The sequence below is a fragment of the Clostridium sp. UBA7339 genome (genome assembly GCF_002470865.1).
Taxonomy (GTDB): domain Bacteria; phylum Bacillota; class Clostridia; order Clostridiales; family Clostridiaceae; genus Clostridium_J; species Clostridium_J sulfidigenes.
On record NZ_DKPI01000006.1, the window covers coordinates 131452 to 145739 of the forward strand.

Consider the following 14288-nt stretch of genomic DNA (forward strand, 5'->3'; position numbering starts at 1 on the left):
TCCTAAATAAGTGCTGCTACATCTAAAATTAAGGTTACTAATCCATCACCTAATATGGTAGCTCCAATATATTCTTTTGTCGATTTTAGTATATTTCCAAATGTTTTAATAACTATTTCCTTTTGTCCTAATAATGAATCAACTAGTAAGGCAACTTCTTTTTCACCAACCTTTGCAAGTATTACGTATTTTTTTCCATAATCCTTACTTTCTATATCTAATTTATCATTAATTCTTACTAATTTAAACACCTTATCATTATATACCACAATTTCTTTATTATTTGTTCTTTTAATTTCCTCTGGATTATATTCCATAACTCTATCTATAAATCCTAAGGATATAGCCATAGTCTCTGTTCCAATCTTAACAAGTAAGGATTGAATTATTTGTAGAGTTAAAGGCAACTTTATTATAAAGGAGGTTCCTTTTCCTTCTTCACTGAATACATCTACGGTTCCTCCAAGGCTTGAAATTTTTGTTTTTACAACATCCATTCCAACTCCTCTTCCTGATATATCAGTAACTACTTCATTAGTACTAAACCCTTGAGAGAAAATAAGATTTTTTATATCATTATCACTCATTCCTTCAGTATTAATACCAACTTTCTCTGCCTTAGCCTTAACCTTTTCTACATTGATACCACTACCATCATCTTCTACCTTTATAACAGCCTTGGTACCTTCAGAATAGGCAATTAATTTTATCTTTCCTGCTGCTGGCTTACCTTGACTAATTCTTTTTTCTGCTGACTCAACTCCATGGTCTGCAGCATTTCTAAGTAAATGTATTAAAGGTTCACCTATCTCTTCAATTACAGTTCTATCAAGCTCTGTATCCTGTCCTTGAATTTCAAAATCAATCTCTTTATTTAGTTCCATTGATAAATCTCTTATCATTCTTGGGAATCTATTAAATACTACATCTAAAGGTAACATTCTAATCTTCATAACTAAATCTTGAAGATCAGTAGTAGTTCTTGCTACTTCTTCTAAGGTTTCATTTAATTCCACAATCTTATGATTAGCACTTATTTGCTCTAATCTAGTTCTATGAATTACTAGCTCAGATACCATATTCATAAAGTTATCTAATCTTTCTAAATCCACTCTAACAGATTGTCCAACACCTTTATTTTTATGTTTTACTGGTTGTTTTTTATTTTCCTCTTTGGTACTAGGTGCTGTTTCTACAGTTTTTGCCTTAAGATTATTTTTTGAATCCTTCAGCTCTACTACTTTGTTAGAACTTTCTTTGTCTTTAGCAATTTCAGCAGTATTTGTAGCCTTAGTACTAGTAGCTAAAGCTGTGGCAGCAACTTCATTAGCTCCTTTAGCATCGTTAATACTTTTACCATTTATAACCAAGCCACTTATATCTCTTACATCTACTTGCCTTATTTCAGATATTCCATTAATAGAATTTCTTATTATGTCCTGAGATGTTTCTGTTACAAATACTAAATCAATATCAAAATCAAAATTTTCACTTTCTAAATCTTCAAGCTTTGGATTTGATTTTAGGATTTCTCCATTCTCCTCTAAAGTCTGAAATAAAATAAATGCTCTAGCAGATTTTAAAATAGTTTTTTCATCAAGTCCAACATGAACATGGAAGGTATTGAAATTATTCTTTAAAGCTTCCTTTAAGGTATCAATATCATATTCATCAAGACCTAAGTCTACAATCTCCTCACTGCCAATTATATCTTGTACCACTTCTTTATCTTTATTCTGAATTACCTCTGATGAATTTTCTTCCTTTTGGATGTTTTCATTTCCCTCTGCTATCTTTACTAGCTGAGTTACAATGTTATTAATCTCTAAGTCTCCATCACCTCCATCAGTAATATCACCTACCATGGATTCTAAAATATCTAAACAATTAAACAATACTGTTACCACTTCATGGGTTACTTTAAGTTGTCCCTCTCTAAACTTAGAAAGTACATCCTCCATCTTATGGGTAAGTTCTGCCATTTTAGTATAACCCATAGTAGCAGCCATTCCTTTAATGGTATGTGCAACTCTGAAAATCTGATTTAATATTTCCATATCTTCCGAATCATTTTCTAATATAAGTAATGACTCATTTAATAGTTGTAGATTATCACTTGACTCTTCTAAAAACATAGATAGATATTGAGAAGTGTCCATGTTACCCCTCCTTAAATTTTCTTATAGATAAATGTTGAAAGTTTCTCAAAACCAAAATTTTTATATCCATATATACTTTCTGTAGCACCTATAAATAATAAACCTCCTGGATTTAATGCTTTAGAAAACCTTTCATAAATTTTTTCTTTTACTTCATTAGTAAAATATATAACCACATTTCTACATACAATTATGTCAAAGCCACCTTCATAGCTATCTAATATAAGATCATGTTTTTTAAAGGTTACTAGATCTTTTACTTCCTGGTTAATTATAAATTTTTCCCCCTCATGTTTAAAATACTTATGAAGCTTAACTTTAGGTATGTTTTTAATATCTCCACTTACATACTCTCCTGCTTTTGCTCTTATTAAGATGTTAGTATCTATATCCGTAGCTAATATCTTATGCCTAACACTAGGAGTCATCTCCTTTAGCATCATAGATATAGAATAAGGTTCTGCACCAATAGAGCAAGCTGCACTCCATATTTTTAGTGGTCTGTTATAGGATAATTCACTTTTTATAAAATTTTCAAGTTCCTGAAATATTTGTGGGTTTCTATAGAACTCTGTTACATTTATCGTAACATAATCCAAAAACTTTTCCCTTATGACCTTATCTTTTTTTATTAATATCATATATTCATCTAAATCTTTAGCTCCAGCTCTAGACATAATAGTAAGTATTCTTCTATGTAACTGAGCTGATTTATAGCCAGACAAATCTAAATTAAACTCTCTTAATATAAAACTTTCAAACTTTGTAAAATCCATTAATTCTTCACATCCCCCAGTACTATATTAGCTATTCTTTTACTAATATCATAAAGTGGAATAACTTCGTCTATCATATTAGTTTCATAAGCTGCTTTAGGCATTCCATATATTATACAAGTAGACTCATCTTCTGATATAGTGGCTCCACCTGCTTTTTTAACTTCTATAATTCCATCAGCCCCATCTCTTCCCATGCCAGTGAGGATAATCCCTAATAAATTCTCTCCATATACCTTAGCTCCTGATATAAATAGCTTGTCTACAGCTGGCCTTACTCCCCACATTGGAGGTTCTAAATTTAAGGTTATAGTTTTGTTTCTACTTATCTCCATATGTTTACCACCAGGTGCTATATATACAACATCCTTTTCTACGGACATACCTTCCCTGGCTTCCACCACCTTAACCTTAGAAAATTTATCAAGTCTTTCAGCAAATGCTTTTGTAAAGCCTTCTGGCATATGCTGAACCACTAATACAGGAACTCCTAATTTTTCTGGAAGATTTGTAATGACATTAAATAATGCCTTAGGCCCACCTGTAGATGCCCCCATTACAATTGCTGAGATTTTTTTATTACCTATCTCTTTACTTCTTATAGCTTTAGGCATTGAGTCTCTTTCTCTTATTTTCAATACTGTAGAAACTCTATGTATTTCTCTTTTTTTATCTTCTTTAATGTCAACATCTTTTGTGTTACTAATGGAAGAAGTCTTTCTAACAAATCTGATGCCTCTTATTTTTGAAACTAAAATTTCTCTAACTACATTAATGTTTAAAGAAATTGAACCTGATGGTTTTGGTACAAAATCTATAGCTCCATTTTCTAAACATTCCATAGTTTCCTCGGCACCATCTTGTGTTAAACTACTAATCATAATAACTTTAGTAGGTATCTTTAACTCCATTATTTTCTTCAAAGCTTCTATTCCATTCATCTTTGGCATTTCAATATCTAAAGTGATAACATCTGGAACCTGCTTTTTTAACTTTTCTAAAAGCTCTTCTCCATTTCTTGCAATTGCTATCACTTCCATGTCATCTTCCATATTTATCATGTCTGATATCATCTTTCGCATTAAAGCGGAGTCATCTACAACCATAACTGAAACCTTTTGTACCATATGTAATCACTCCAATCATTAATTTCTATATAATTTTAATACCTTCTCCTACAGTTTTTACATATAGCTCCCCTGTTACTGTATCAAAGGTTATTGTTCTTCCTTTAGTTCCTCCAATTTCTTCACTATCTATAGGTATTTTTCTAGCCTTTAATATATCCTTAACTGCTAGGCTATTTCTAGCACCTATATCCATATTAACCTTACTGTCTGCAAAGTTAAACATAGACGCTCCACCAGCAATCTTGGCTCTTAGATCCTTTTCTTTTGCACCATTTTCTATCATTTCTTTAATCAGAATAGGTATTGCAAGATTAGCAAACTTTATTTCATTTGCTATCTTATTAAACTTTTCACTGTCTGGAAGCATAATATGGGCAAGGCCTCCAATTCCACTTTTTTTATCTATTATGGCAATACCAATACAAGAACCTAGCCCAATTGTCATAAGTCTATCTGGACATTTGGCTATTTTATAATCTGCAATGCCTACTTTTATCTCCTTGTATTCCATAGCTTACCTTTCTATTTTCTCCTTTTCATCCTTTGAAAGAAGTTCATTTAAATTTAAAAGTAAAATAATAGTATTTTTGTTCTTGTCTTTTATTATACCCTTCACATATCGCTTCGATATATTAGAAGATATATCTGGTGTGGGTTCTAAATCCTCAACTTTCCTAGATATAACTTCATTAACAGCTTCTACTATAACTCCCATGGCACCATCTTCGTTTCTAGCAACGATTATTGAACCATCCTTTTCTTTATCTTCCAGATTATATATTCCAAATTTTTTAGCTAAACTAATAACTGGTAATATTCCATCTTGATAATTTATAACTCCCTGTAAAAAATCTTGTGAATCTGGAATTTTTGTTGGCTCTTCATAGTTTAGAATACGTTCTACCTCTCTAATATCTGCTGCAAAGCACTGATCTCCTAATCTAAACACAAGTAATTTAAATTCCTCTGCCACTTTTACCCCTCCTAAATTTTAAACTTATCAACAATTAAATCTCGATTTTTATCTATATATACATGAACATTTTTGCATGTTTCATCCATTATAGTTTCCATATTTCCAACTATAAACTTAGTATTTAAGTAAGCAACATCACAATAAATATGTCCTTCCTTACCTACTACGACCTCCGTCATAACCCCCGAAGGTGAACCTACTACCTTAGCCTTAATTTCACTTTCCGCCTTAACTTTTCCACCTCGAAGCTCGCATTGACCTTCTCCTGTAAAATATATACCCTTTTCTGCGTAAACATTGGATTTATAAACACCTTTTCCATTTATTGTCAAGCCCCCAGAGCAAAATACTGTACAATCTTGAATGTACCCTATTGTAGCATCTGAATTAATATCCTTCATAGCTTCTATGGCCTTTATTTTCTCTTCTGCCAAAGTTTTAACCTTAATTAGTTCTTCTACACCACTTATTAACATGTAGTTCTTATTAGCATATTTAATCTTTAACACTCTAAATAATTCATTGTTATTATCATTAATTTCAACCATTGTATTTAATACTTTATTAATTATCTTTGTTATCAAAGGAAATTTACTCTTTATAACAAGGGCTATAATATCACAATCTCTTATATTCCCCTTTATATCTCCACCTTCTTTAACAGCTATTACAGCCTTATACAAGCTATGAAAACTATCCACTATGGCAGATAACTCTTCTAAATATCCTTTAAACTCAGAGAACTCACTTCTAATCTTTATGGTAGATGAAATTGCACTACCAATAATTTGCATATCTCCCTCTGACCAAAGACTACATCTTACTGCATTTCCCTTTATAATTATGGTATTTCCTGATTTAACCTTCATACCTTCTTTAACATCAGCATTAATAATTACATCGCCTATAAAATTAATATCCCCTGTAGTTATATCTACATCACTAAGAACCTCATGAACATTATTAACCTGAAAAATACATCCCTTTACTTGAGGTTTTCCCTCCATTGTAGACACTATAGTATCCTTATCCTTAAATTTGCATCCTGATTTTACCATCATGTCCTTAACTTTTCTTTTCTTTGGTTGGATAGGTTGTGAAAATAGGTTAATACCTATGGTACCTTCTTTTCCTACAGTACGCTTTGCAAGGATATCATCTTTCTTCACACTTGTTATACTACCTATAGATTTAAAATCTACATTACCACTTTGGTCACTTTTAAATCCTTTATGGGTACTAGTATCAAAATATACTTCTAATACATCATCTATAGGTTCAATAGGTTCCTTTCCTCTAGCCACTACAACATTTTCTATCTTGTCCATATTTTTTATGTCATCTAACATCTTATTGTCAATCCCATAAACTATGTTCTTATCTTTAAGTTCTTTTAATAATTCATCTCTTGTATATTTAGGTGGAAATTTCTCTCCTTTTACCTTTGCATTTAATGTAATCATAGGTGCTTCTGGTGTATCTTCTAAAGTATAAATTACTTCTGGACTATAGTTTATTGATATACTAGCTGTCATTTTGTCTTCACTAATATTTATATTCAATTCTCTTATTGCCTTAGATTCATTAAAAATTATATCTATCTTACTTTCAGAGCTAACTCTAGCTCTTCCTTTTACTTCTTGTTCATCTACAAATAAACCAACATCCTTGCCCTTTACAATCCAAGGACCCTCAGAAATATTTTCTTCATCAGTAATAATCAGTTTGCCATCAAGTACTTTTGCAGTTCCCCTTAATGTCTTATTTTCCACATTATCACCCCTAATACATAATACAGATCATTTCCTTCTAAAATACAAAAACAATACTATAATATATTATCGTATTGTTTTTGACATACTTTACTATTTACTTGTTTTATAATTCTTCAAGTTTCTTGTAATTAATTCTTCAAACTTATCTTTTATATCATAAATTCTTTGATAAATTTTACCATATTTTATAATACCTTCAACTTCATTTATAGGTAGCACCTTAGGAGAAGTTCCAGATATAAATAATCCATCTAAATTTTTTATATGTTCATAATGAATATTTTCTTCTCTTACCTTTAAGCCCAATTCTTCACAAGCTTTTATTATCTCACTTCTAGTTATTCCTGGAAGTACCCCTTCTACTGGGGCTGTAATTATTTCATCACCCTTGATCATAAATATATTGGACTTGCTTCCCTCTGTAATGTACCCTTTACTATTTACTAAAATAGCTTCATAACTGCCACTAGCATCTATTTTTTCATTAACTTTTCCCCTAAAGGAATTATCTATAACCTTTGCATTAGGATTATGTCTTTCTCCAAAATAAAGAATAGTCTTTACTCCATTACTATACATATCCTTAGTTGGATAAGAATGCTTTATAAAAAATATAAATAGATTATCCTTATTTATTACAAGCTTTAAATTACCATTTTCAACTCTGTTTAGAGTTATTAACTTTCCTATGTACTCCTTAATCTTATCCATAGATATAAGTTCTTCTTTTTTTTCTAACTTTAAAGAATTTTCAAGCCTAGCTAAATGTTCATCTAAAAATAGAGGAGCTCCATCTATAACCCTAATAACTTCATATATGCACTTACCTTCTACCACATATATATCTTGAAATTCCTCCCTTTCATAAGCTTCATCATTTTTTATAAAGTAATCATTTATACAATTCTCCATAATTATCGCCACCTTAAAATCTCTAATTCATGATTCTTCTTATAATTTATTAAATATCCCTTGCCAACTAACTTCAAAAGAGGTAAATCCGAAAGAGAATCAGAAAACATATAGGAATTTTTAAAATCCACTTCTATATTGTCTTTTATTAATTCCTCCATTAATCTTTTTACCTTTGCTTCACCTTTGCAATTTTCCCCTAAAATTTTAGGATTAAATTTTCCTTCATCAATATGAAACTTAGTTCCAATAACCTTATCTACTTCTTTTATACTATAAAATTCATTAACATAAAACTCAGGAGAGGCAGAAATTAAATATATCTTATAGCCCTTTTCCTTAAAGTCCTTAATTGCTTTAATTGCATCTTCATACAATATACTCTCTATCTTTTCCTTATAAAATCTTTTCACTAGCTTCTTTAAGTCTTCCTCACTGGTTCCTGCTAAAAATCTTAAAAAATTCTCCTTAGTTCTTCCAGCATTATAAACCTTTAAACCATAAAAAATACCAGTTATTATATGTGATGGTAAGTACCTAAGTAACTTCCTATCCTTCTTAAGCATATATTTATATAATTCTATAGAAGTCTCCTTTTTAGTTAATGTATAATCAATATCAAATATAGCTAGTTTTTCCATGTGAAATTGACCTACTTTCATGTTATTCTTAACCATTGATCATCCATTCCATATCCTTCTTAATATATTATTTCCATAGGAGAATATGGAGTAGCTAAGTATAAAAGCCGCTATATAAATAGCGGCTCTTAAAAGTTTAATTAGTTTTCACTATTTTCATTTGCAAGTAATTCTTCGTAATATGCTTTTGCTGCATCATACTCTGAATCTTCTGGTACAACAAGTTCTCCTACTTCATCATCACCAACTACTTTAAATAAGTATATTGAACCATCATCTGGATTTTGTACTAAGGCATATTCATTTTCTTCAAATAAAAATCCATCAACTATTTCACATTGAGTTACATTTCCTTCTTCATCTTCTAACTCAACGAACATTGCTTCGTGCTCTCCGCAGCCACAACCACACTCTTCGTGCTCATGTTCATGGTCGTGTCCTCCACAGCAGCATTCATGACTTTCTTGCTCATGTCCTCCGCAGCATCCTGTTTCTTTTTTATCTTCATTATTTCCACAACAGTTATTTCCCATATTAATAGCCTCCTTAAATAATACTCCTCTTCATTGTACCCTTAATCTTCATATTTTAGAAGTGTTTTATAATATTTTAATACAAAGTTTTTATTTTCATCCAACAATTATCCTAATTTTGCATAAAGAAAAGGGCTGCCCCAAAACGGAGACAACCCTTAAATTATTTAAAACTATTGTTGAGCTGCAAGTTTTTTATAAGATTCTAATCTTTCTTTTGCATCTTGTTCAGTCTTAACAAATAATTCCTCAGCTACTTCTGGGAACATTTTTTGAAGTGATGCATATCTTACTTCGTTTAATAAGAAGTCTCTGAAAGATTCAGTTGGCTCTTTAGAATCTAAGCTAAATGGATTCTTACCTTCTTCTTTAAGAGTTGGGTTGAATCTATATAATCCCCAATATCCGCAAGCAACAGCTTTTTTAGATTCTAATTGAGTATTACCCATTCCTGTCTTAATTCCATGGTTGATACATGGAGCATAAGCAATTATTAAAGATGGACCTGGATATGCCTCTGCTTCTCTTATAGCTTTAAGAGTTTGAGCTTGGTCAGCTCCCATAGCTATTTGAGCAACATATACATAGCCATAGCTCATTGCCATCATTCCAAGATCTTTCTTCTTAGTTCTCTTACCTGAAGCTGCAAATTTAGCAATTGCTGCAGTTGGAGTAGCTTTAGAAGATTGTCCACCAGTGTTAGAGTAAACTTCTGTATCAAATACAAATACATTTACATCTTCTCCTGATGCTAGAACGTGGTCAACACCGCCATATCCAATGTCGTATGCCCAACCGTCTCCACCAAAGATCCATTGAGATCTCTTAACGAAGAAGTCTTTGAATTTATATAACTCTTCCATTGTTTCGCAGCAAGTTTTGTTTGCTTCGATTAATGGAAGTACTTTCTTAGTAGCAGCTTTTGAAGCTTCTGCATTATCTTTATTCTCTAACCATTCATTTAAAGCAGCTTTTAACTCTTCATTGCAACTTGTTGATACTGCTTTTTTAACTAAGTCAGTAAGTTTTTCTCTTTGGTGATTAGCACCTAAGAACATACCTAAACCGAACTCAGCGTTATCTTCAAATAATGAGTTAGCCCAAGCTGGTCCTTTACCTTCTTGATTCTTAGTGTATGGAGTTGAAGGAGCACTTCCTCCCCAAATTGAAGAACATCCTGTAGCATTAGCTATCATCATTCTGTCTCCAAATAATTGAGTTATAAGCTTAGCATATGGAGTTTCTCCACAACCTGCACAAGCACCTGAGAACTCTAGAAGTGGAGTCTCAAATTGGCTACCTTTAACTGAAGCAACACCTAATGGATTTTCAGGTTTTTTCATTTTAACTGTGAAATTCCAAGACTCTATTTGATCCTTTTGAGTATCAAGAGGTTTCATAACTAAAGCTTTTTGTTTAGCTGGACAAACTTGTGCACAGTTTCCACAGCCTGTACAATCTTGAACAGCTACAGACATTGTGAATTTTAAGCCTTTAAGTTGTCCGCCTTTTGCATCTGCAAGCTTAATAGCTGCTGGTGCATTAGCAAAATCTTCTTCTGTTCCAATAGATGGTCTTATTGTAGCATGAGGACATACATAAGAACATTGGTTACATTGGATACAATTTTCTGGAATCCATTCTGGTACGTTAACAGCTATTTCTCTCTTTTCATAAGCAGCTGTTCCATGGTCAAAAGTACCATCTTCTCTTCCTTCAAAAGCACTTACAGGAAGTTTGTCTCCTTCTTGTCTATTCATAACTTCAACGATGTTTTTAATGAAGTCAGGAGTATCCTTCTTACATTCATTTTTATCTTCTGCATTTTTCCAAGCTTCTGGAACGTTAACTTTAACTATAGCATTAACTCCAGCATCTATAGCATCGTTGTTCATTTTAACAATTTTTTCACCTTTTTTACCATAAGATGTTTGAACTGCATCTTTAAGGTATTTAATAGCTTCATCTACTGGAATAATTTCAGCTAATTTGAAGAAAGCAGCTTGACAAATCATGTTAATTCTTCCGCCAAGACCAATTTCTTGAGCAACTTTTACAGCATTTATTGTGTAGAAGTTTATGTTATGCTCAGCAATATATCTCTTCATTGATGCTGGTAAATGTTCTTCTAAATCTTTTTCATCCCAAATACAGTTTAATAGGAATGTACCACCATCTTTAATTCCAGCTAATACATCATAGCTATTAACATAAGATTGGTTATGACATCCAATGTAGTTAGCTTGATTGATTAGGTATGGAGATTTAATCTCTTCTTTACCAAATCTTAAGTGAGACATTGTTACTCCACCAGATTTTTTAGAGTCATAAGCAAAGTATGCTTGAGCATACATGTCTGTATGGTCTCCTATAATTTTTATAGCACTCTTATTAGCTCCAACTGTTCCGTCAGATCCTAATCCCCAGAATTTACACTCAACAGTTCCTGCTGGTGTAGTAGCTATAGTTCTTGTAATGTCTAGTGATGTATTTGTAACATCATCAACTATTCCTATAGTGAATCCATTTTTAAGTTCTTTTTCTTTTAAGTGATCGAATACAGTAACTATTTGAGATGGAGTAGTATCTTTTGAACCTAATCCATATCTTCCACCAATAATAACTGGTCTTTCAGCTCTATCATAGAATGCATTTCTAACATCTTGATATAGTGGCTCTCCAGCAGATCCTGGCTCTTTTGTTCTATCTAATACAGCAATCTTTTTAACTGTTGCTGGCATATGTTTAAAGAAGTGTTCTAATGAGAATGGTCTATATAAGTGAACTTTAACTAGTCCAACTTTTTCTCCCTGAGCTGTTAAGTAATCAACTGTTTCCTCAGCAACATCACATACTGAACCCATTGCAACAATTACTCTCTCTGCATCTGGTGCTCCATAGTAATTGAATAGGTGGTAATCAGTACCAATTTCTTTATTGATCATTTCCATATATTTTTCTACAACTCCTGGAATTGCATTGTAGAATGGGTTTGAAGCTTCTCTAGCTTGGAAGTATATATCAGGGTTTTGAGCTGTTCCTCTAGTTACAGGATTCTCTGGGTTTAAAGCACTTGCTCTATATGCATCTACTGCATCCCTATTTAAGAATTTTCCTAGAGTTTCATAGTCCCAAGTTTGAATTTTTTGTATTTCATGTGATGTTCTAAATCCATCGAAGAAATGTAAGAATGGAACTCTACCTTCAATAGATGCTAAGTGAGCTACTGGAGCAAGGTCCATAACTTCTTGAACGCTATTAGTAGCAAGTAAAGCAAAACCTGTTTGTCTTGTAGCCATAACGTCTTGATGATCTCCAAATATGGATAAAGCTTGTGCTGCTAATGCTCTAGCACTTACATGTAAAACACCTGGAAGTAATTCTCCAGCAATCTTGTACATGTTTGGAACCATAAGTAATAATCCTTGAGATGCTGTGAAAGTAGTTGTTAATGCACCTGCTTGTAGTGAACCGTGAACTGCTCCAGCTGCGCCTGCCTCTGATTGCATTTCCATTATCTTTAGCTTTTGTCCGAATACATTTTCTCTACCTTGTGCTGCCCACTCATCACAGTGTTCAGCCATTGGTGATGAAGGAGTAATTGGGTATATAGCTGCTACATCAGTATATGCATAGGCTACGTGAGCTGCGGCGGTGTTACCGTCCATAGTTTTCATTTTTCTCATTGTAAGCAACCCTCTTTCTTCTATAAATATTTTATTAGCAAACTCATAATCTTATTTTTTCTTTGTGAAAATGCTATCATGAATTCACTTATATTTAGCTATTTCTCTAAGACATATTAATGCCAAACTAAAGGTTTGGTAATGTTTAACATGACCTTACATTTAAATTATACCTTAATTTTATTAAAATTCAACCCTAAAAATTAACACACTTTGTTAAGTTTTTAATTAATTTCTAAGGGAAATTCATCCAAAAAATCCGGTATAACCACGGAATAATTTTCACTTTTTAATTTATTAGTGAAGGATTCAATATTTTTTCCTTCACCATGAACTAGAAATATTTTCTTAGGTTTTTCCTTCATACTACTTACCCAATTATATAGTCCTGCCTTATCTGCATGACCTGATAGTCCATCCATATAAAAAACTTTTCCTTTAACCTCAATGTTCTCACCTTGGAGTTTAATTCTTTTATTTCCTTTTAACAATTTATTTCCAATGCTCTGGTTCCCTTGATAGGAGGTAATTAATACGCCACACTCTGGTCTAGGAAGATTATTTCTTAGATGGTTAGCTATTCTCCCCCCATCATAAACTCCTCCAGCTACAATAATTATGGATTTTGACTTAACTTCATAAACCTTTTTTCCATCATCACTACTTTCAACAAAATGCAGTCCTTTAAAGTTCAATGGATCATCACCTTTTTCTATAAGAGCCTTAGCCTTCTTATCAAAGTATTCTTCATACTTTCTAAATATTTTGGTAATTCCTGCTGCCAAAGGACTATCTATATATACATTACAGCCCTGCACCTGTCCACTTTCTATAAAAGTATTTAGCATGTATATAATCTCCTGGGTTCTTCCTAAGGAAAAACAAGGAATTATTAAATTTCCGTCACCCTCCATGATATCCTTTACAATTTCTAGGAGTTTTGCATAATTATCTTTTTCTTCATGCATCTTATCTCCATAAGTACTTTCAAGGATTAAAAAATCTCCCTGGAGTTCTTTTTCTGGATTATTTAAAATATCTCTATTAATATTTCCTATATCTCCAGTATATATCAATTTAATCCAACTTTCACCACAATTTTTGATTAAAATTTCACATATTGCAGAACCTAATATATGACCTGCATCTCTAAAAATAACTTTTATATCCTCTTCCAATAGGATTTCCTCATTATATCCGTAGGTATAAAAATTTTTTAGAGCTAGTTCAACATCCTCTTCATCATATAGTGGACTTAAAGCTTTAACTCCCTTACCATGTCTAGAAAGATTTTCAAAATAAGTTTCCTCCTGTTGAATCCTAGCAGCATCCTTAAGTAAATACCCACATAATTCCTTAGTAGGCTCAGTACAAATTACCTTCCCTTGAAATCCTAACTTAAAGAAAAGAGGTATCCTACCACTATGATCCACATGACTATGAGATAACACAATATAATCAATTTCCTTAGGATCCACATTCAATATATCATTACTATAAGACTTCAAATCATTACTTTGAAATAAACCACAATCTAAAAGTATTTTTTTATTATTAACAGTAAGTAAATGACTAGAGCCTGTAACACACTTAGTAGCTCCTAAGAACTTTAACTTTATCTCCATTGAAACTTCTCCTATCTTTCCTACGTTTAATATATTTACTATTATTCACTAATGCTATAGGATTTTATGTATGGA

General features: G+C 32.1%; 11 protein-coding genes. All 11 read right to left on the reverse strand.

Annotation, left to right across the window (positions count from 1 at the left end; translation table 11 throughout):
* Positions 1–2: 2 nt before the first annotated feature.
* The 11 genes from B2S02_RS04065 to B2S02_RS04115 all read right to left on the reverse strand — a co-directional run bounded on the left by B2S02_RS04065 (position 3) and on the right by B2S02_RS04115 (position 14213).
* A complete protein-coding gene (locus B2S02_RS04065) occupies positions 3–2159 on the reverse strand; it encodes a chemotaxis protein CheA (RefSeq protein WP_346880219.1) in 2157 nt (718 codons plus the stop codon).
* Between the two features lie 11 nt (positions 2160–2170).
* Positions 2171–2935: a protein-glutamate O-methyltransferase CheR gene (locus B2S02_RS04070; protein WP_346878712.1), complete on the reverse strand. Its 765-nt coding sequence runs from the start codon at positions 2933–2935 to the stop codon at positions 2171–2173.
* Positions 2935–4062: a chemotaxis response regulator protein-glutamate methylesterase gene (locus B2S02_RS04075; RefSeq protein ID WP_346920327.1), complete on the reverse strand. Its 1128-nt coding sequence runs from the start codon at positions 4060–4062 to the stop codon at positions 2935–2937. Before B2S02_RS04075 ends, B2S02_RS04070 begins: the two co-directional genes overlap by 1 nt.
* A gap of 25 nt (positions 4063–4087) precedes the next feature.
* The gene (locus B2S02_RS04080; protein ID WP_346920328.1) at positions 4088–4576 is read right to left on the reverse strand and encodes a chemotaxis protein CheD; all 489 of its coding nucleotides are present in this window, start codon (positions 4574–4576) and stop codon (positions 4088–4090) included.
* A 3-nt stretch (positions 4577–4579) separates the two neighbouring features.
* A complete protein-coding gene (locus B2S02_RS04085) occupies positions 4580–5038 on the reverse strand; it encodes a chemotaxis protein CheW (RefSeq protein ID WP_346867717.1) in 459 nt (152 codons plus the stop codon).
* Positions 5039–5049: 11 nt separating this feature from the next.
* Positions 5050–6813 carry a FapA family protein gene (locus tag B2S02_RS04090; protein ID WP_346920329.1) on the reverse strand — a complete coding sequence of 588 codons (1764 nt, stop codon included), beginning with the start codon at positions 6811–6813 and terminating at the stop codon, positions 5050–5052.
* Between the two features lie 93 nt (positions 6814–6906).
* Complete coding sequence (locus B2S02_RS04095) at positions 6907–7728, reverse strand: aminotransferase class IV (RefSeq protein WP_346920330.1); 822 nt, start codon at positions 7726–7728, stop codon at positions 6907–6909.
* Positions 7729–7730: 2 nt separating this feature from the next.
* Positions 7731–8369, reverse strand: a complete 639-nt coding sequence (locus B2S02_RS04100; RefSeq protein WP_346848211.1) for an HAD-IB family hydrolase — start codon at positions 8367–8369, stop codon at positions 7731–7733.
* 140 nt (positions 8370–8509) lie between these two features.
* Positions 8510–8902, reverse strand: a complete 393-nt coding sequence (locus tag B2S02_RS04105) for a DUF1292 domain-containing protein (protein WP_346847848.1) — start codon at positions 8900–8902, stop codon at positions 8510–8512.
* Between the two features lie 173 nt (positions 8903–9075).
* Positions 9076–12588 carry a pyruvate:ferredoxin (flavodoxin) oxidoreductase gene (gene nifJ, locus B2S02_RS04110; RefSeq protein WP_346847847.1) on the reverse strand — a complete coding sequence of 1171 codons (3513 nt, stop codon included), beginning with the start codon at positions 12586–12588 and terminating at the stop codon, positions 9076–9078.
* A 224-nt stretch (positions 12589–12812) separates the two neighbouring features.
* The gene (locus tag B2S02_RS04115; RefSeq protein WP_346877345.1) at positions 12813–14213 is read right to left on the reverse strand and encodes an MBL fold metallo-hydrolase; all 1401 of its coding nucleotides are present in this window, start codon (positions 14211–14213) and stop codon (positions 12813–12815) included.
* Positions 14214–14288: the final 75 nt, after the last annotated feature.